The sequence below is a fragment of the Nocardia sp. NPDC001965 genome (genome assembly GCF_053594175.1).
The window spans coordinates 134339-154241 of record NZ_JBSFDZ010000010.1; the positions used below are offsets into that span (position 1 = coordinate 134339).

Annotated in this window: 17 protein-coding genes; 12 read left to right on the forward strand and 5 right to left on the reverse strand. The window is 67.2% G+C overall.

The annotated features are described in order from the left end of the window. The first annotated feature begins 407 nt into the window (after positions 1-407). Complete coding sequence (locus ACWCPQ_RS17060; RefSeq protein ID WP_449899675.1) at positions 408-611, forward strand: hypothetical protein; 204 nt, start codon at positions 408-410, stop codon at positions 609-611. A gap of 72 nt (positions 612-683) precedes the next feature. Here the strand turns inward: ACWCPQ_RS17060 and ACWCPQ_RS17065 are convergent, their stop codons facing one another. Beyond that, positions 684-1508: a helix-turn-helix domain-containing protein gene (locus ACWCPQ_RS17065; RefSeq protein WP_449899677.1), complete on the reverse strand. Its 825-nt coding sequence runs from the start codon at positions 1506-1508 to the stop codon at positions 684-686. A 79-nt stretch (positions 1509-1587) separates the two neighbouring features. On the opposite strand from ACWCPQ_RS17065, the gene ACWCPQ_RS17070 reads away from it, so the two are divergent. Next, positions 1588-2406, forward strand: coding sequence for an alpha/beta fold hydrolase (locus tag ACWCPQ_RS17070; RefSeq protein WP_449899679.1), 819 nt, complete (start codon positions 1588-1590; stop codon positions 2404-2406). 64 nt (positions 2407-2470) lie between these two features. Here the strand turns inward: ACWCPQ_RS17070 and ACWCPQ_RS17075 are convergent, their stop codons facing one another. Then, positions 2471-3442: an SDR family NAD(P)-dependent oxidoreductase gene (locus tag ACWCPQ_RS17075; RefSeq protein WP_449899681.1), complete on the reverse strand. Its 972-nt coding sequence runs from the start codon at positions 3440-3442 to the stop codon at positions 2471-2473. Positions 3443-3507: 65 nt separating this feature from the next. Here ACWCPQ_RS17075 and ACWCPQ_RS17080 point away from each other — a divergent pair, with 65 nt between their 5' ends. After that, positions 3508-4077, forward strand: a complete 570-nt coding sequence (locus tag ACWCPQ_RS17080; protein ID WP_449899683.1) for a TetR/AcrR family transcriptional regulator — start codon at positions 3508-3510, stop codon at positions 4075-4077. Positions 4078-4272: 195 nt separating this feature from the next. Here the strand turns inward: ACWCPQ_RS17080 and ACWCPQ_RS17085 are convergent, their stop codons facing one another. After that, positions 4273-4614 carry a hypothetical protein gene (locus ACWCPQ_RS17085; RefSeq protein WP_449899685.1) on the reverse strand — a complete coding sequence of 114 codons (342 nt, stop codon included), beginning with the start codon at positions 4612-4614 and terminating at the stop codon, positions 4273-4275. Between the two features lie 411 nt (positions 4615-5025). Between ACWCPQ_RS17085 and ACWCPQ_RS17090 the strand changes: the two genes are divergently transcribed. After that, positions 5026-6000 (forward strand): DUF2804 domain-containing protein, encoded by a 975-nt coding sequence (locus ACWCPQ_RS17090; protein ID WP_449899687.1) that lies wholly within the window; start codon positions 5026-5028, stop codon positions 5998-6000. Positions 6001-6131: 131 nt separating this feature from the next. Then, entirely contained in the window at positions 6132-7508 is a 1377-nt protein-coding gene (locus ACWCPQ_RS17095; RefSeq protein WP_449899689.1) for an MFS transporter, read from the forward strand. 52 nt (positions 7509-7560) lie between these two features. On the opposite strand, the gene ACWCPQ_RS17100 is transcribed toward ACWCPQ_RS17095, so the two are convergent. Further along, the gene (locus tag ACWCPQ_RS17100) at positions 7561-8103 is read right to left on the reverse strand and encodes a YrhB domain-containing protein (RefSeq protein WP_449899690.1); all 543 of its coding nucleotides are present in this window, start codon (positions 8101-8103) and stop codon (positions 7561-7563) included. A gap of 117 nt (positions 8104-8220) precedes the next feature. Between ACWCPQ_RS17100 and ACWCPQ_RS17105 the strand changes: the two genes are divergently transcribed. The 6 genes from ACWCPQ_RS17105 to ACWCPQ_RS17130 all read left to right on the forward strand — a co-directional run bounded on the left by ACWCPQ_RS17105 (position 8221) and on the right by ACWCPQ_RS17130 (position 15454). Beyond that, entirely contained in the window at positions 8221-8820 is a 600-nt protein-coding gene (locus ACWCPQ_RS17105) for a dihydrofolate reductase family protein (protein ID WP_449899897.1), read from the forward strand. A 191-nt stretch (positions 8821-9011) separates the two neighbouring features. After that, positions 9012-9995, forward strand: coding sequence for an alpha/beta hydrolase (locus ACWCPQ_RS17110; protein WP_449899692.1), 984 nt, complete (start codon positions 9012-9014; stop codon positions 9993-9995). 174 nt (positions 9996-10169) lie between these two features. Next, a complete protein-coding gene (locus ACWCPQ_RS17115) occupies positions 10170-11540 on the forward strand; it encodes a hypothetical protein (RefSeq protein ID WP_449899694.1) in 1371 nt (456 codons plus the stop codon). A 57-nt stretch (positions 11541-11597) separates the two neighbouring features. Continuing rightward, complete coding sequence (locus ACWCPQ_RS17120; RefSeq protein ID WP_449899696.1) at positions 11598-12845, forward strand: AAA family ATPase; 1248 nt, start codon at positions 11598-11600, stop codon at positions 12843-12845. Then, entirely contained in the window at positions 12842-14077 is a 1236-nt protein-coding gene (locus tag ACWCPQ_RS17125; protein ID WP_449899697.1) for a vWA domain-containing protein, read from the forward strand. The genes ACWCPQ_RS17120 and ACWCPQ_RS17125 overlap by 4 nt, the downstream gene beginning before the upstream one ends. 300 nt (positions 14078-14377) lie before the next feature. Next, a complete protein-coding gene (locus ACWCPQ_RS17130; RefSeq protein ID WP_449899699.1) occupies positions 14378-15454 on the forward strand; it encodes a fatty acid desaturase family protein in 1077 nt (358 codons plus the stop codon). 272 nt (positions 15455-15726) lie between these two features. Here the strand turns inward: ACWCPQ_RS17130 and ACWCPQ_RS17135 are convergent, their stop codons facing one another. Further along, positions 15727-17271: an acyl-CoA carboxylase subunit beta gene (locus ACWCPQ_RS17135; protein WP_449899701.1), complete on the reverse strand. Its 1545-nt coding sequence runs from the start codon at positions 17269-17271 to the stop codon at positions 15727-15729. Positions 17272-18067: 796 nt separating this feature from the next. On the opposite strand from ACWCPQ_RS17135, the gene ACWCPQ_RS17140 reads away from it, so the two are divergent. Then, a complete protein-coding gene (locus ACWCPQ_RS17140; RefSeq protein ID WP_449899703.1) occupies positions 18068-19897 on the forward strand; it encodes an asparagine synthase-related protein in 1830 nt (609 codons plus the stop codon). Positions 19898-19903: the final 6 nt, after the last annotated feature.

The window sequence follows — 19903 nt, forward strand, 5'->3', positions numbered from 1 at the left end:
CTCTGCCGGATCGGCCCCCGTCCTCTGACCCGAACAACCTCACCCGAGCCAGGCCGGTCGAATGTGCACTCAACCATGTTCGGGCCGCTCGGTGCGGTGAACGATGCACGCCCGAGCATGCCGGAAACGGCGGCCGGCCGGATACACGGCCGTTCACGAACAGAATGTTGTCGATGGTGAGGGCAGTGGGAACCAGCTGGACCGATTCGGCCGAAGTGGCATCCACCTGCTCGGCCCACGCTGTGGGGCCGGGTATCCGAGCTGCGGTGTCGCGGTCATGACTGCGCTCACCCGACTGACGGCCACCGAGTCGTCGGCGACGCAGTAGCGGGAGTTCGGGGTCGCCTTCGATCTATCTCCCGCAGTCGTCGGGAAATCCGCTCGTTCAGGGGTGTGAGAATTGAGTGATGGATGACTACACCACTCACAAGCAGCGCGCCGAGGCACTGCTCAGTGGCCTCACCGCCACCGACGCGGTCGGCGGGGCGGAGCGGCGGAACGTGATCGCTCAGGCACAGGCACATGCTGCCCTCGCGCAGGCGGAAGCCCAGTGGGCGACCGCGGAGGCCATACGCGCACTCGGAATGTCGCCGGCGCGAAGCGTGGTCTGAACGAAGCGGACTGCCCGCCGGCTCGCGGGTCCCTCGGTCTCATGTGCCCGTCGGTATACGTCGGCGGCGGTATCAGCCCGTCGGCCAGGCAGTTTCGTCGATCGCGAGCCACGGTGCGCTCGCGACGAGGGTCGGGGTCATATCGGTGATCGCCTTGGTGCGTCGATGAAAATGGGATTGGTCGGCATAGCCTGCCTCGACCGCGGTATCTGCGGGCGAGCGACCTGCCGCCAGAAGATGGGCGGCATGGTCGAAGCGGACAAGGTCGGACGCACGCTTGGGCGAGACTCCGATCCGGGTCCGGAAGTGAGCCCAGAGTCGCTGGCGGGTCCAGCCGGTCTCAGTGGCGATGGTCTCGATGCGGAGCTGCCCTCTGGTCCGGACCGTCTGGTCCCAGGCGTACGCCAATTCGGGTGCTACAGCGAATTTACCGAGCGCCCGGCTTCGAAGGAACGCGCCGGTGAGGGCGAATCGGTCGTCCCATGACGGTGTCGAACGGAGCCGCTCGGTCAGGATGGCAGCGTTGCCGCCCCATAGGTACGGCAGCGGTGTCACGGTACCGCCGATGGCTTCGGTGTCCCGGAGAATCGCTGCGGCGACGACGGGGGACAGGCGGATCTGCAGGACCTCGCCGACCCCCGCGCTGGTGATGCGCAAGGCGCCGGCGCGGAGGCCGATGATCGCGTTCCCCGCGACCGGGCCTGCGGGACCGTTGTGGACGATTCCGCGTTCGGTGAGATCGAGCAGAAGCGTGACCGAGGGATGCGGGATCATCGTGAGGTTCACGGGGCCGATCTCGTAGTAACGGAAACCCGCCATCCGGACTCCTGGAGTCGGGAGTCCGGCCGGAACAGCAACCTCGACCCGGCTCCAGTCCAGGGCGCCAGCAGCGGTCATGTATCCCAGGCTAGCCATGGCCTGGACAACGTGACATTCGTACAAGATGGTGCGACGTGCCGTCGACGAAGCTTTCGGTATGAGCGAATCGATCCCCGGCCGGACACGTGCCGATACGACAGTCCACGGGTTGCACGTTGTCGTCGACGGGGACCCGGCGGCACCGCCCTTGCTGCTCATCCACGGTTCGGGCGGAACCGGTTCGATGTGGGCGCCGGTGGTGCCGGCGCTCGCCACGGCCTATCAGGTGATCACGATCGACCTTCCGGGATGCGGCCAATCCGAACCCGCGTCCACGTACGCCGTTCCACAGCAGGCGGATCGGACAGCGGCGGTGTTGGACGAGTTCGGGGTCCGGGATGTGCGAGTGGTCGGTCACTCCAGCGGGGGATACGTCGCTACCGCACTCGTGGAGCGTCGTCCGGACCTGGTCGGCGAGCTGGTCCTGGTGAGCACAGGGCCGAGCCCCGCAGCGCTGTCGGCCGAGCCGGCGATCATCAAGGCGCTCGCCTCGCCGCCCTTCGGCCCGCTCGTGTGGGCGATTCGTACCGATTCGATGATCCGCCGTGGACTGGCGGCGACTGCGGCGGCCCCGATCATGGTGCCCGATACAGCTGTGGCCGATCTGCGCAGGATGACCTATCGAGGGTTCCGCGCGATTCTGGCCGCCAATATGGACTACATCGTCGCGAGGACCGTGCCTGAGCGCCTCATCGCTGCCGGGAAGCCCCTCCTCGTGATCTTCGGGGATTCCGACCCCCGGTGGGATCCGGCCTCGGCGCACCAGTACGAGGCGGTGCCGGGTGCCGAGCTCGAATACCTTCGCGGAGTCGGGCATATGGCGATGCTCGAGGACTGCGCCGCCCTCGCCCGCTCGATACTGGATTACACACCCTAGGCCTGCGCCGCAGGCTTCGGTTCGACCCGACCTGGTGCGGAAGTACGCGCGCAGTCGTCGACTGTCAGCTGCAGATCAGGTCGGCCGAGACTGTCCAGAGGCGCGCTGCGGTATCGGGGTCGAGCGCCCATTCTTTGACTCCGTGCGGGTGATCGGCCAGGTCGGCGCTGTCGGGGACGGGGTAGGCCTCCTGTGCGTCGTCGAGGTAGTGCCCGCCGGTGTGGGCGAAGTCGGGTGCGACTGCGGCGACGAGGGTGGTGGCGGCGCCCTGTTCGATCGTCTTGTACCGGAACAGGCCGGCAGCGGCCGCCGCGTCCAGCGATGCCCGCTGCCCGGCGGAGAAATTGCGCTGTAACCCGGTGGCGATGCCGCCCGGATTGACCGCGTTCGCGACGATCCCGTCGGAGAGCCACCGCCGCGTCGCTTCGACGGCGAACAGTGAATTCGCGGTCTTCGACTGCGCGTAGGCGATCTGTGGATCATATCGGCGCCGCTCGAAGTGCAGGTCGGTGAAATCGATGCCGGCCCGCATATGAGCCGTGGAGCTGAGGGCGACGATCCGTGCTCCGTCCCGTTCCGCGGCTCCGCGGGCCAGCGCGTCGTGGAGACCGACGGCGAGGCGGAAATGGCCGAGGTGGTTGGTCGCGAACTGCAATTCCCAGCCTTCGACGGTGCGTTCGTGGCTGCTGGTGACAAGGCCGGCATTGTTGATCAGGAGATGAAGCGGGCCTTTCCATGCATCGAGGAAGACGGCGATGGTTCGTCTGTCGGCGAGGTCGAGCCGGGCGACGTGAGGTGGTGGCGCGCCGGTCGATTGTCCGATCGCCGCGGCGATCGTGTCTCCCGCGCCGGTGTCGCGGACCGCCAGGATCACCTCGGCCCCGGCTGCCGCGAGTGCGCGGGCCGTCTCGGCGCCGAGTCCTGACGAAGCGCCGGTGACGACGGCTCTGACGCCTGTCAGATCGATACCGGACAGTACTTCGTCGGCGGTGGCGGCTGCGGTGAAGGTGGTCGTGATGAGTTCGCGCGGGGGCATCCAAGTAACTGTACTCAATATACTCAAATAGTATAGTTGGAATACTCCCGCCTAGAATCGCGCCTATGAGCAGCGAGCAGGCCCGGTCCTCCGGCAGTGGTGATCGTCGGGTTGCGGTGCTGGAATCGGCGCTGGTCACCTTCTCCCGATTCGGCTATCGAAAGACCTCGATGGATGAAGTCGCCCGGGTCGCAAATATCTCGAGGCCGGGTCTCTACTTCCTCTTCGCTTCGAAGGAGGAACTCTTCCGAGCTGCCGTAGTGCAGGCCCTGGAACAGGATGTCGCCGAAGTGCGGCGGCTTCTCGCAGAGACCGACCGACCCCTGAGGGACCGGCTGCTGGACTCCTTCGACCGCTGGGCCGGCCGCTACATCGGATCGATGACGCGGGACGTTGCGGTGGTGATCGAGAACAACCCCCAACTCCTCGGCGATATCGTCGAGGTCTTCCCGAGGCGTTTCGCGGAACTGATCACGAATGCCGTTGCCGCACAGACCACCTACGGGGACCCGGAAGTAGCCGTGGCGGTTGCGCAAACCATGATCAGCGTCGCGATCGGGATCAAATATCAGGTCGACACCAGAGAGGCATACCTTGCGCGCCTCGCTGTCGCTGTCGACCTCCTGCTCCGCTGAGCTACTGTTCGCCGAGGTTCGCTGGAGGTGCCGGCGCGTCCCGGTGGCGAAGCCCGCCCCGTGTCGGACTCTTGCTCAACGGAACCGAGGATCGAACGGCGGCGCGTGCTTGCGGTGGCCACGACGGTTCTGCCGGTCCGCATGATTCCAGCGGCCGGCAGGCGCGACCGGCGGTGGCCGTACGACCGGACCGTGTCAGCGATCCTGGCCGCGGACAGGCCGCGTAGCCGCATCGGCCGTGGGCCCGCGGAAGAGGGCGCTGACGGTTCGGTATCGGCTCCGTGCCATCGGGTCGGTCGGTGCTGCCGAAAGCGCGGGTGAGTTCGCTGGGAGGTTCCGGGCGTCGGTGTCGTCGCGCGGGCTACCGAATTCGAGCTCGATATCGAAATCCTTCGGGGCAGAGCCGCATTGCGCGATCATCGTATGCGCTCCCTCCCGGATCGACTCCACGTTGTCGACGAACCGGGAGACCCCGAACGCGGGCGCGCGTAGCAGCCAACGGGAGTCGCGGCAGCTCACCTCGACGACGAACGACATGTTCTCCCCTTGTGTTGTCTGCCGGCTCGTTCACGGTGCTCGGGTGGAACGCCCGGCGGTGGTTGCTGATTCGACGCGCAGACCGTGGAGCCGGATCCTCGATCAGTTTACATTACTGCGTATTTGTCAACTCCTACTGCGAACCTCGAAACTGAGCGCGTGGCAGTACCACTTCGCGCGAGTCGGGGATTCCGTCGTGCATGATCGTCGCGGTGTTCGCGCCGATGAGTTCGTCGTGCCCGGGGATTGATGATCAGGGACGGGACCTGTACCTGCGGCAGGGCATCGATGTAATCGGCGGTCAGGGCCCCGACGACTCGCACAGGCTGGGACGCCCTGCGCGACCGTTCGTCGGACGGCCGGACGTACCCCGGTAGTTTCCGCCGCGGGCCGGAGTGGCTGACTACGGAGATGACAACGGAACGTGAGATCACCGCGCCCGTGGAGTTGTGCCACTCCGATGGGCGGCTGAACCCGGAGGCGGTCGGCTGGACCCGGCGGCCGCTGCATCACACCGCGCTACGCGGCTGGGGTCGGCGTAAGCGCTGGGAGTACTGGGGCATCGTCACACCGCGCCATATCGTCGGGATCGTGGCGTCTTCGCTCGACTACGCCGGAGTGCACGGGATCTACGTGCTCGACCGGGTGACCGGCGAAGAGGTCACCCGGGACGCGGTGGTGCCGTTCGCGCGCGGCGCGGTGTTCAGCGAGCGCAGCGGTGTAGGGGTCGATGCGGTGCGCGGCGGCGGGATCGAGATCGAATCGACCGACGACGCGTCCGGAACCCGTATCGAGGCCGCGGCGCCCGGGGTGCGACTGTCGGTCCTGGTCGCTCGGCCACCCGGGCACGAATCGTTGGGCGTGGTCGTGCCGTGGAGCGCGCGGCGTTTCCAGTACACGGTCAAGGATGTGGGGAGACCGGCTGCCGGGACGCTCACACTGGGAACCCGGGAGTACGTTTTCGACGACGCGTTCGCGGTGCTGGATCACGGCCGCGGCAAATGGCCCTACGCGATCACCTGGAACTGGGCCGCCGGGAGCCGGCCCGGACTGGGCGTCCAGTTCGGCGGCAAGTGGACCGAGGGCACCGGCAGTACCGAGAACGCCCTGATCGTGGACGGGCGGATCCACAAACTGAGCGACGAACTGCGCTGGGTATACGACCGGGCGGACTGGCTGCGCCCCTGGCAGATCACCGGGGAGCGAGTCGAGGCAGAATTCCGGCCCTTCCATGTCCGCACTGCGCAGACCGAGCTCCTGCTGGTGGCCAATGACACGCACCAGTGCTTCGGCGAATTCTCCGGCCGGGTCCGCGCCGACGACGGTCGATGGCTGGATCTCGAGGGTGTGGTCGGTTGGGCGGAGGAGACACGGAACCGCTGGTGAGGACTTCGGCCGGTCCCGATATGTCGGACCTCGCCACCACGAAGCCGTTCCGCCCTGCACACTGAGTGGCGAGCGGCGCGTGACTCCGGTCACCGCGCACTCTGTGCACGAGTGAACGAGAGGGATCACGAATGTCGGAGATCACCACCCCCGACCCCGACCTGTCCGCCGGGCGGGCAGCGGCTACCGAGCCCATTTCCGCCCGCGCGGCGACCCGGCGCGCTGTCTGGAATACGCTGCGCGGGTCTTCGGGCAATCTCGTCGAGTGGTACGACGTATACGTCTACACCGTGTTCGCCTCGTACTTCGAGAGCCATTTCTTCGATTCGGCGGACAAGAATTCCACCGTCTACGTGTACGCGATCTTCGCCGTCACATTCCTGATGCGTCCGGTCGGCTCGTGGTTCTTCGGCCGCTATGCCGACCGGCGCGGCCGGCGCGCGGCTCTGACCTTCAGCGTCTCGCTCATGGCCGCCTGTTCGCTGGTGATCGCGCTCGTACCGGGTCGGGAGACGATCGGCGTGGGTGCCGCCGTGATCCTGGTCCTGTGCAGGCTGGTGCAGGGGTTCGCGACCGGTGGCGAGTACGGCGCCTCGGCGACCTATATGTCCGAGGCGGCCACCCGGGAACGCCGCGGGTTCTTCTCCTCGTTCCAGTACGTGACCCTCGTCGGCGGCCATGTGCTCGCGCAGCTCACCCTGCTGGTGTTGCAGGTGTTCCTGGACAAACAGGAGATCTCCGATTTCGGCTGGCGCATAGCCTTCTTCATCGGCGGCGTGGCCGCTGTCGTGGTGTTCTGGTTGCGCCGGAGCATGGACGAATCGCTCACCGACGAACAGCTCGACGCGGTGCGCCGGGGCGAGGATTCCGAATCGGGCTCGCTGCGGGTACTGCTGCGTGACCACTGGCGCCCGCTGCTGGTGTGCTTCCTGGTCACCATGGGCGGCACCCTCGCGTTCTACACCTACAGCGTGAATGCCCCGGCGATGATCAAGACCGCGTTCGAGGGCCGGGGGATGACGGCCACCTGGATCAACCTGGCCGGACTGATCTTCCTCATGGTCCTGCAGCCGGTCGGTGGATTGATCAGCGACCGGGTGGGCCGCAAACCGGTCCTGGTGTTCTTCGGTGTCGGCGGCGTCCTCTACACCTGGTTCCTCATCACCTCGCTCCAGAACGCGACCTCGGTGTCGGCGGCCCTGCTGGTGACCTGCGTCGGCTACATCCTGCTCACCGGCTACACGTCCATCAACGCCATCGTCAAAGCCGAACTGTTCCCGTCCTACATCCGGGCGCTGGGTGTGGGCGTCGGCTATGCCCTGGCCAATTCGATTTTCGGTGGCACCGCGCCGATGATCTATCAGGCCGCGAAGAACGGGGGACAGGTGACCTGGTTCATCGTGTACGTCACCGCCGTCATCTTCGCCTCGCTGCTGGTCTACCTCTTCGTCCTGAAGAACAAGACCGAGACGGCACTCGATCGGGAGCAAGGGCGCGCGTTCCACTAGGGCGTGACGGCGTCGCGTGGTGCCACCGATCCACCCGGACCACGACGCGAGTTCAGCCGGTGACGGTATGCCCTCCCGGCCGAATGGTGTGGACGCGGAGGACGGGGTCCGGTTCGGGAACGAGAATCTCGGCGGCGATCGCCATGAGATGAGCCGGTGCCGGGCCGCGTCCCAGCGCATCGACGTATTCGACGACCTCCGCGAGCGTGAGTGCCGGAACCTGCTGTCGCAGCGCGCGCATCGCGAAGACCCGACCGCGGGTTGCCGCTGTCCGGCGCAGTTCGTCGTGCAGTTCGTCGACCGCCGTCCGCGTGATCATTCCCCGGATGCGGGTCCGGTAGTCCGATTCCCATGCGCCGGTGACCGCCGACACCACTCCGATCGAGTGCAGTCCGCCGTCCACGCGATCGACGAGAAACGGGCCGTTGCCGACCAGCGCCCGAGAATGGTCGCCCGTTCGCGCGAATTCCGCGGACTGGTAGGAGACGATCCAGACCAATTCGTGCTCTTCGACATACGTCACCAGCTCCTGCCCCGGCAACTCGACCGTCAACTGCGCCTCCACCAGTTCGACGGCAACCTCACGGTCGATCATGCCGGCAGTATCCTCCCCCGCGCGGACACGACCGAACGATTATCCGCGCCCGCCTCCAGCGGGCCGCGATCTACCCGCAGGCCGATGAGTTCGGGTGGTGGCCGGCGTCTACCGGACATGGCGACCGTGATCATGCACGCAGTGGTATCGGTCGACGGCTTCATCGCCGACGACAACGACGAGGTGGGCCCGCTGTTCGATTGGTATTTCAACGGTGACGTGCCGCTCGGCGCGGATGCGGAGCTCGAGCGCAACCACCCCCCGTTCCGTCTCACCCGGCGTTCCCATGCCTACGTCGGCCCGTTCTGGGACAGCATCGGAGCTACGATCCAGGGTCGGCACCTGTTCGATTTGACCAACGGCTGGGAGGCGACGCCGCCCGCGGGCGAGCATCTGCTCGTAGTATCACACCGGCCCAAACCCGACGGCTGGCATCCCGAGGCCGATGTACCGTTCTTCGACGATATCGCCGCGGCGGTGGCGGAGGCGAAACGTCGGGCCGGTGATCGTGTGGTGGGTGTCTGCGCCGGTGCCGTCGGCGGGCAGGCTCTCACGCTCGGACTGGTCGACGAGGTCGCGATGGATGTGGTGCCGGTCGTATTCGGCTCGGGTAAGAAATTTTTCGGTCCGGTCGACAGCCGGCACCTGCTCGAGGATCCCGATGTGGTTGTCCAGGGCGACCGGGTGCTGCACCTCAGGTATCGCGTCCGCCGCTGACGGAAACGGTCGGCCGGGCCGGGAGGCTGCCGACGCGAGGCGAAGTGCCGCCCGGCGATGTATCGGCGCGCGGATCGCAAACGGTCCATGTGCCGTTCGTCAGCAGTGGAAATACCGTGGGCACGTAGCATCCGAATCGATCGGTAGCGTACTCGGACGGGCACGATACGAAACTGACGACGGGGTACGGGGTGCGAATAGGGAATCGGCGAGCTTGGTCGGCGCGGCTACGGAGAGCCGGCGCGGTTGTCGCGGCAGTAGCGCTGCCGATGCTGGCGGGTGGGGCAGTGGCCGGTGCGATGCCGATCACCACCCCGGCCCTGCGGGCTCCCGCCGGCGGGTTCCAGGAACTCGTCGTGCCGTCGCAGATGGGGCCGATCGAGGTCCAGGTGCAGTGGGCGGCGCGTGGTGGCCGATCGGCGCTGTACGTGCTCGACGGACTGCGCGCACCACACGATCACAGCCAGTGGACCACCGACACCGATGTATTGCGGCAGTTCGCCGACGACGATGTGACCCTGGTGTTCCCCGTCGGTGGACATTCCAGTTTCTATGCCGACTGGTACCGGCCGAGCAGTACCAACGGTCAGGCCACGACGTACAAATGGGAAACTTTCCTCACCCGGGAACTTCCCGCCTACTTGGCGAGATACGGGGTCTCGCGGACCAACAACGCGATCGTGGGTGCGTCGATGGGCGGCGGTGCGGCCCTGACCCTGGCCGCGCACCACCGTGACCAGTTCACCTTCGCCGGATCGTTCTCCGGTTTCGTGAATCCGACGTTCCCGCTGTGGAACGAGGCGGTCCGCGCCGCGCTCTGGGACGAGGGCCGGTTCAATGTGGACGATATGTGGGGCCCGGCCGGTGATCCTGCCTGGCATCGCAACGATCCGACCGCGCAGGCCGAATTGCTGCGCGGTCTGCCGATGTACGTCTCGGCCGGAAACGGTCTGCCGGGTGCTCCGGACGTGCCCTACGGGGTCGGTAACACGGTGAACGCGGTGGCCCTGGAATCGATGGCAGCGGCCGCCGCCGGAATTTTCCGGGATCGAGTGGCCTCGCTGGGCATCCCGGCTCGTGTCGATATCGTCGCCGGTACGCATACCTGGCCCTACTGGGGGCAGGCGATCGCCACCGCCCGGCCGATGATTCTCGACGCGCTCGGCGCCCGCTGACGCCAGCGTGCCCGGCAATTCACGGGAGTGCGACGAAATACATTGGTCGACAACGTATTCACGGGATCTTCCGTGGACCACACGGCCGTGACCCGGGCAGGGCGTTATGATCGTCTCCGTGATGACTCTCTTCGAACAGAGATCGGAGGTCCTGTCCGTGCAAGGTGAGTGCTGATGCGCACTCCGATCACGTACAGGGACGATTCCCGTCTTTCCTTCTGGCGGCGCGTGCGCCGATTCGCCGTACCGCCCTCCATGATCGAAACCGCGACTGTCCGCCGCCTCGCCGGCGATTGGGCGGGGGCTTGTGCCGCCGCGGGTTTCGATGTCGATATCGATATGCGGTCGATGGTCCGCGGCTACGGCCGCGACCTCGCCGATCGGATCCGGGCCGATCTCGGCCGACTGGCTCCCGACCTGTTGCGCTGGCATCTGCCCAGAATCGCTCCCGACGGGTTGCTGCGGCCGGGGCTGACCGTCTCGCTGGCACGATACGGACCGCCGGGCAGCGGAGCAGGCGCTGTCCACCTGGTGGCTCGAACCGCCCCGGCATGGGCGGATGCCGGTCAGCGGATCGGACTCGCGCTGTGGGACGGATCCGGTGCCGGTCTGCATCCGCATCCTCGCCCCGACAGGCGTTTCCGGTTGGATCTCCACCGTCACCTGTGGGACGCGAGCCGGGCCGGTGAACTCCGGATGCGCTGTGGCGCAGACGAATCAGCGGATGATTCGGATGCGCACCCGGCACTCCCGGCGGCGGTACCCGATGGCTGCGCTGTCGGCCGGTGGGCCGCCGAGGCGGGGATACTGCTGCGCGCCGAGAAGCGCGGAGACGGGCTCTTCCGGGTGCGGTGCGGCGCACGTCGTGGCCTCGTACTGGAACTCGCCGCGGGCAGAGACGATATGCCCACGGTCCGGATCGCCGCGTCGTACCCGCGTGGTGCGGTGCCGACGCTACCCGTGCTGCCGAATGCGGCGACCTGGTCGGCGCCGGATCTGGGCCTGCTCCGCGCCGGTGCGATCGCAGCCGACAGACTGCATCCACTGGTAGCCGCCGCGCTGGCACCGGACTGTTCGCGCACCGATCCATACCGGACTCCGGCCCGGCCGGATCAGCCGCATCTGGTGGAGTGCCGGGGGGAGCGGCACCGGATCGGTCTGGTCGACGGTGTGCTGGTCGCGCTCGATCACGACCCGGCCGAGATCCGGCGGGAGGAACTGCTGATCGCCCTGTCCGGTACGCCGCTGCCGTGTCTGCGGGCCATCGATCGAGCTCATCGTCGCCCGGACTGCCTGGCCGGCGTCCGGGAACGCCTCGACCACGGTGATACCGCCGGTGCGCTGGCCGTCGTCGAAGGTCTGCTCGGCCCCGGGGCCGTCCTGCGTGACGGTCCGCTCCGGGACGAGTTGGAAGCATCCGCGCGGCGGCGGATCACCTACGGACTGTTCCGGGCAGGTTTGGCCGGAACCTCGCCCACCCGTAACGAAACCGAGCGGCGCCCCCGGGACCGTCGGGCGCACCCGCGCCACGCGACCTCGCACTGACCGAGTAGCGCGTCCAGCGCCCACCCGATTCCTCCTCTACCCAAAGGTGATTCAGTCATGCCCGCATACCTCGAATGCGCTCCTGTCTCGGACCGAGCTCATATCTCCCACCTCGATATCGCCGCCGACCTGCTGACTCTGTTGAACGAGTCGACCACCGAACCGCGCCCCGACATCCAGTTGGAGGCCCTGGCACTCGCTGTGGCCGCCGATCTGCCGGTGCTGCTGTGGGGAGAACCGGGAATCGGCAAGACCGCGGCGCTCACCCAGCTCGCCGACTCTCTGGATCTTCCACTGACCACGGTGATCGCGAGTGTGCACGAACCGTCGGACTTCTCCGGGCTGCCCATCGTCGGTGACGATCCCGCGGAACAGGGAGTCCCGATGGCTCCGCCGGATTGGGCCGTCCGGCTGGTCCGGGCGGGCCGGGGACTGCTGTTCCTGGACGAACTGTCGACGGCGCCGCCCGCCGTGCAGGCCGCCCTGCTCCGTGTCGTCCTCGAACGACGGATCGGCGCGCTGCGACTGCCGCCCGAGGTGCGTATCGTGGCCGCCGCCAACCCGCGGTCCTCGGCGGCCGACGGCTGGGAGCTGAGCCCGCCGCTGGCCAACCGGTTCGTACATCTGCAATGGACCCACGACCACGAGGTGGTCGTGCGCGGGCTCGGCGGTACCTGGCCGCGTGCGACCTTGCCCCGGCTCGATCCGGAAAAGCTTTCCGGCGCGGTCACTTTCGCCCGTGACGCGGTGTGTGGACTCCTCGCGGCCCGCCCCGACCTCGTCCATCGGATACCCAGCAGCGAAACCCGGCGCGGCGGTGCCTGGCCGTCACCACGCAGCTGGGATATGACACTGCGGCTGATCGCCTTCGCCACCGCGACCGGCGCGTCCCGAGACGTGCTCTCACTGCTGGTCCGCGGCACCGTGGGCGACGGCCCCGGCTTCGAACTGCTGAGCAGTATCGACCGGATGGACCTGGCGGATCCCGAAACACTGCTGGCCGACCCGGCCGCCGCCGACCTGCCCGAACGCGGCGATCTGCGTCAGGCCGTGCTCGACGGGGTGGTGGCGGCCGTCCGCCGGCGCCCGGAGAAGTCGCGCTGGGAGGCGGCGTGGGCGGTACTCGTCCGGGCGGTGGAAACGGGTGCGCCGGATCTGGTGGTGGTGCCCGCGACCACACTCGCTACCCTGCGGCGCGACGATTGGCAGGTGCCGGCATCGATCGAAGAACTCGCCGCAATGGTCTCGATATCCCAGGGCGCCGATCGCGCCGCGGCCCGCGTCACCGCGCAGGCGGGGCGATGAACGGCGACCCGGAGCTCGACTCCGGCAAACTCTGCACCGCCCGCCTGCAGGCGGCCCGGGCCCGGCCATACCTGGCCACCGCGCTGTACGCACTGCATATCGTCGAATCACGACGAGTACCGACAATGGGCGTGGACAGATATTGGCGGTGCTACGTCTCGCCGGCCTTCGTGGACTGCACACCGGTGGAAGAACTGGCCTCGGTGCTGGTGCACGAGGTGTCGCATCTGTTGCGCGACCATCACGGTCGCAGTGACCGGTTCGCCCGCGCACACGGCCTCACCGACCCAGCGGAACGGCTGCGAATGAATATCGCCGCCGACGCCGAGATCAACGACGATGCCTTCGGTGACGGGCTGGTCCGGCCCGCCGACGCGGTGCTGCCGGCGACGCTGGGATTGTCCGACGGTGAGCTCATGGAGGACTATCTGCGGCAGTTCCGGCTCGGGAACTTCCGCGGCGATCTGGCCTGGCTCGACTGCGGTAGCGGCGCCGACGGACTGGACCGGGAATGGGAGCTCGGGCCCGATGGCGCGAACGGGCTCACCGAACAGGAACGCGACGCGGTCCGATTCCGGGTGGCGCAGGGGATAATCGGCCGTCCGGGCAACGCGCCGGAAGGCTGGCGGCGCTGGGCATCCGAGGCGGTGCACCCGCCGCAGCCGTGGCGGGACCTGCTGGGAGCGGCCATCCGCTCGGCGGCCTCCGCGCCCGGGGTCGGCGAGGACTACAGCTACGGCCGCCCGGCCCGCCGCGGCGCCGGGGTGCCCGGCGCTGTACTGCCCAGCCTCCGGCGCACACCGCCCAGGGTGAGCGTGATCATCGATACCTCGGGGTCGGTCAGCGACGCCGAACTGGGTAGCGCACTGCTCGAGGTTGCGGCCATCTCCCGTGCGGTGGGCGGTCGCCGCGACCTGGTGAGCGTGCTGTCGTGTGATGCGGCGGCCCGGGTCGTGCATCCGCTGTGCCGGGCGGAGAAGATACCGCTGGTGGGTGGTGGGGGTACGGATCTGCGCACCGGATTCACCCGCGCACTGCGCAGCTGGCCCGCCCCCGATGTGCTCGTGGTGATGACCGACGGTCAGACACCCTGGCCCAGCAGCCCACCGCGCTGCCGGACGGTGGTCGGGTTGTTCCGCCGGACAGTCGCGTGGAGCGAGCACGATCCCGATTACGTTCCGGACAGGCCACCGTCGTGGGCGCGAGTGGTCGATATCGGGACCTCGGCCTGAGTGGTCGCTCGCGGTCGAGCCCCGCCGGCGTGGTGCTGCCCGGCCGGGTCACGGTGTCATCGGTCTGGTCCCGGAGCGCGGATGCCGCGGCGGAGATCCGGTACTGCAGTTCGATTCGATGTCATACCAGGGGATTACCTGCGTCGAGAAACCGGCCGATAGCTTCGGTTTCATCGAATACTTCAGCCCGCCCCCGCACTCCGGGCAGCACCCGCCGGACCGGATCTCCGTTCGAGGCCGATCCGCCGGCAGCCCGGACGAGCGGGGGCGGGGATCCCGCCTCGACCCTCAGGAGGACCCATGACGACAACGGCCTCGGTCCCCGGATCACCTCCCCGGTCACCACGGCGCAGCGGCGCCGACGGTGACTACGCTCGCCTGCTCCGCCGGATCTCCGCGGCCGGACTCATGGAGCGGCGGCCCGTCTATTACACCGTCCGGCTCGGCCTGGCCGGGATCGCGTTCGCGGGCGGCTGGGCTGCCTTCGTGCTCGTCGGTGACTCGTGGTGGACGCTCGCGGTCGCGGCGTTCCTGGCCGTGACGTTCGCCCAGATCGCCCTCGTCATGCACGATGTCGCGCACCGCCAGGTCTTCCGGCTGCGGCGGCCCACCGAGATCATGGGCCGGATCGCCGGCAACGCCGGAATAGGTTTGGGTTACGGCTGGTGGCAGGACAAACACACCCGGCATCACGCCAACCCGAACCATGAGGAACTCGATCCCGATGTCGCGCCCGATATTCTGCTGTGGTCGCAACGGCAGGCCCGGGCCGGCCGGGGCCTGCCCCGTCTCGTCGGGCGGGTACAGGCTTTTCTGTTCTTCCCGCTTCTGCTATTGGAGGGCCTGAACCTTCACCTGGCGGGTGTGCGGGCGCTCGGGAATCGATCGCTGAAGCATCGCGTATCCGAAGGTGCGCTGCTCTTCGGCCATTTCGCCGCCTATCTGGCCGTGGTGTTCGCGGTCCTGCCGGCGGACAAGGCCCTCGCTTTCCTGGCGGTGCACCAGGCGCTGTTCGGCCTGTACATGGGCTGCATCTTCGCACCCAACCACAAGGGGATGCCGACCCTGACCGGCGACGACCGCCCCGATTTCCTCCGCAGGCAGGTATCGACCTCCCGCAACGTACGCGGCGGGGCGCTGACGGATTTCGCTCTCGGTGGCCTCAACTACCAGATCGAACACCACTTGTTCCCGAGTATGCCGACGCCGAACCTGCGGCATGCCCAGGTGATCGTCCGCGATTACTGCGCCGAGATCGGCGTGCCCTACCACGAGACCGGGCTGATCTCCTCGTACCGAGAGGCCTTGCAACACCTGCATCGGGTCGGAGCGCCCATTCGCGAGGCCTCCCGGCCCCGACTACGGGCCGATCAGTAGTTGTAGGCGCCTGCCAGCATGCTCAGCATGTTCAGGAAAATGATGTACTTCAGAAAGCCAGGCATATCGATCTCTCTCGTTGTCGATCTCGAGCGTCGACGGCATCGGCACATGATGTGCCCGTCGATTCTCGCGACACCCGTGAACGGGTGCGCTGCTACGACTTTCGTTCGACGCCGCCGGAGTGTTACATCGCCGCGCCGGACCGCCGATCCGTGCCGCGAGCGTTCACCGGCGTGACCGGATAGTCCGGGCGCGCCGGTGGAACGGCGTCACAGCGGCAGCAGGTGATGTTTACGCGGGTAGCGGATGACCTTCTTGTCGCGCAGGAGCCGCAGGGCGCGCCGGAGTTCCAGCCGGGTGGCCGACGGCTCGATCACGCTGTCGATGTAGCCGCGCTCGGCCGCGATCCACGGCGTAGCGACGGTCGCGTTGTAGAAATCGATCATCTGCTGCCGCAGCGCGCCACGCTGATCCTCGGGGGTGGCGTCGAGAACCTTGCGCTGGGTGAGCCCGACAGCGCTCTCGGCGCCCATGACCGCGATCCGGGCGGTGGGCCAGGCCAGATAGATATCGCAGCCGAGGGCCTTCGCGCCCATAACTGCCCAGCCGCCGCCGTAGGCCTTGCGGACCACCACGGTCACCTTCGGGACGGTGGCCTCCACGTAGGCGAACAGGAACCGGCCGCCGCGCTTGATGACGCCGACTTTCTCCTGCTCCACGCCGGGCAGGAAACCGGGAGTGTCGACGACCAGCACCAGCGGGATCTCGAAGGCATTGCAGATGTGGATGAAATGCGCGGCCTTGTCGCTGGCCTTGGCGTCGAGCGCCCCGGCCAGCACCGTCGGTTGGTTGGCGACAACGCCTACCGGCCTGCCGTCGACCCGGGCGAAGCCGGTGATCAGATTTTGGGTGGCTGCCGCACCGATCTCGTGGAATTCGCCGTCGTCGAAGATCCGCAACAGCACTTCGTGCATATCATAGACGGCATTGTCGGAGTCCGGGACCAGCGTGTTCAGCATCAGATCGGATTCGGTGACTTCTGGCTCGAGGCCGGGGTTCACGACCGGCGGGAGCTCGACCGCACTCGACGGCAGATAGCTCAGATAGTTGCGGACCCAGGCGAACGCGGCCTGCTCGTCGGCGGCGACATGGTGGATATTGCCGTATCCGGCCTGGTTGTAGGCGCCGCCCAGCTCCTCCATATCCACTTTCTCGCCGATGGCGTCCTCGATGATCTTGGGGCCGGTGACGAACATATGCGCGCTCTCGGTGGCCACCACGACATCGGTGCAGATCGGCTGGTACACGGCTCCGGCCGCGCAGTTGCCCAGGATGAGCGACACCATCGGCACCGCACCCGAGAGCGGTTCCATCATGGTCGCCAGTTCGCCGTACCAGCGCAGCGAGGTCACAGCCTCCTGGACGCGCGCGCCACCGGAGTCGTTGATACCGATCAGCGGACAGCCCATCTTTCCGGCCAGATCCATGATGGCGGCGACCTTGCGGCCGAACATCTCGCCGATGGTGCCGCCGTACACGGTCTGATCGTGGGAGAACACCGCGACCGGACGGCCGTCGACCAGACCGCGTCCGGTGACCACGCCGTCGCCGTAGAGAGCGTCTTTGTCGGCGGGGTTGCGTACCAGGGCACCGACCTCGACGAAGGTGCCCGGATCCAGCAGCATCCCGATGCGGTCCCGCGCGGAGGGTATGCCCTTACGCGCTCGTTTGGCGGCTCCCGCCTCGCCGGCCGGTTCCTGCGCGATCTCCAGCTTCTTACGCAGGTCGGCAAGTTTTTCGGCGGTAGAACTCATCTATTACTTCCATGTTGATCCGCAGGAACACCACACCGTGATCGGGGGCGCTAGATACCGTACCCGGAGTAACGATGCGTCGGGTTTGTGAGCTCTCACCGAACACCGATCCGGCGGCCAGCGATCGTGCCGATCGGCTCGGCGGTCGGCGCCGCGCGGCCGGTCCGCCCTGGCCGCCACCGGTGATTCCGGGACCCGGCGGCCGGCGGCGGAATTCGGATCGAAATCCACTTGACGGGTGGCATGCCCGTAGCGCAACATGAAGTCGGGGTAAGGGGGTTTCGGATCGCCGGTGGGCGAAACAGCGGTTTTCACGGAGATCGGCGGATTACGCGACGTCGATAAATGATGCCGTGTGCCCGAAAAACGCCGAAAAATCATTTCGGGACGGGTGGGGTAATTTCACCGGCAAGTTCGGTGGGATGTTCGGTGTCAGTGTCGGTGCAGTCCTTGATGTGCGATGAGCAGGGAGTATATGCCACTGCGCCATCGGTCCGGCGATTCGCGAGCCGTTCGTGCTGTGGCGATCGCAATCGGGCAATTCGGATTCATACCTGGTTTCTCACCCTGATCGGCCAGGAAAGACACCCCTCCGAGGGGAGCGGGGAGAAGAAAGGAAATCACATGGGGAAGAACCCTGAGAAGAAGTTGTACGAGAAGCCGGAAATCGCCGCTTCCGGTGACTTCCGAACTTTTACCGGCGGAGTTTTCACGACTTCCTCCGACCTTCTGGTCGGACGCCGGGGAATGATCTGATCCGGCTCGTACCCGAGCTCGAGGACTAGGGGGACCACGGATGCCTGGTGATGCGCGGACAGGATTTGTCGTACTGCCCGACAACGGTGCGGGTGTGGGCATCGCCAGGCGTCTCCTCCCCTGGGGGCGGGTGCTGGCCGAGCATCCTTCGCAACGACCGCTGGTGGTCGGCGATTGCCGAGACCGGCCGATCAGATACAAGGTCGGCCGCGCGGCGCGAGTGGTGCTGCTCGGATATGCCCTGGTCGACGAGGACACCCTTCTCGATCATGTGATGTCGATCGATTCGGTCGCCCGCTGGCGAACGATACTGGAATCAATCGACGGATGCTTCCACGCCGTCGTCGACGTGAACGACGAAACCCTCATCCGCGGTGCGGATTACGGCTCCTGCGGCCTGTACCGGGCCCGGGTCGGCGGAATCGATATCGCCGCGGATACGGTGCATCCGCTTCGGCATCTCGCCGGGACGAAACTCGATCCCGGCGCCCTCGCCGCGCATCTGCTCGAGCCGATACCCCATCACCTCGCCCAACGTCCATTGCTCGCCGGCATCGAGCCGGTCCCGGTGGGGTCCGGGCTGGTGATCGCGCCGAGCGGCGCCTCCCGGCCGATCGGTGGTGTCCGGGCACCGGCCGCGGTCCGGGATCTCACCGAGGGGGCGAGCGAGGTCCGGGCCCGGCTCGTGGCCGCCGTATCGGCGCGTACCACAGCGGGCGATACCGTGACGTCGGAGTTCTCGGGCGGGTACGACTCCACAGCGCTCGGGTTCCTCGCCGCGCGGGGCCCGGCGCAGGTCGAGGTGGTCACCGCGCAAGGACGCGATTCCGCCAACGAGGACCTCGCATGGGCCACGCGGGCGGCCCGGTACCTACCGGACGTGGCGCACGTGATTCTCCCGGCCGCCGACCTACCGCACACTTACGCCGGGTTATGGGACGGACCGACCTGGTTGAACGAGCCTTCACCACTGATCGTCGGCAGAAGTCGCGTCGGTGCGCTGGCACGGCTGGCGTCGGAATCCGGTCCGGCCGTGCATCTGACCGGACATGGCGGCGACCATGTCTTCGGTGGCCTGCCCACCCGCTTTCGCGATCTGCTGTGGCAACGGCCGTTCACCGCGTGGCGGGGGCTGCGGGGTTTCGCGGCCCTCGGTGGATGGCGCCTGCGAGATGTGGTGCGCGACTCCGTCGATCCCACCGGTTTCCATTCGTGGTGGAGGAGGAACACCAGGCCGATCGTGGGCCGACCGGTCAAACGTAAACCGATGCTGGGCTGGGCGATTCCGCCATCGGTGCCGGTATGGACAACCGAGGCGGCCTTCGGGGCGATCGGCGAGGGCATCTCCTGGATGGCGTCGGCTACCGAACCGTTGGCGCCGGAGCGCGGCGGCCACGTCGAACTGGAGACCATCATCGAGGGTGCCAGAACGGTGGCCGTACTGAATCGTCTGTCGTCGGCCTCGGGTGGGCCCCCGTCGACGGCGCCCTATTTCGATGACGGGGTGATAACCGCTGCCTTGTCGGTAGCTGTGGAGCATCGGGTCAGCGCGTGGACATACAAACCACTGCTCGGTGCATCGGTACGGGGGCTCGTTCCCGATCCGGTGCTACAACGACAGACCAAGGACGACGGTTCGCACGACGTCGAGGCCGGATTGCGTATGCACCGAGACGAACTCGTCGCACTGTGGGAAGGTTCGCGGCTGGGCGAAATCGGCCTCATCGACTCGGCGAAACTGAAAGAGCTCTGCGCGCGTCCCAGTTCGTTCGAGCTGGAAGAGGGAACGATGTATACGACGATCGCGTGTGAGCTCTGGCTACGCGACCTGGAACGTGATTTCGTCGAACCGGCACGGCAGTACGGATAGGGCGGG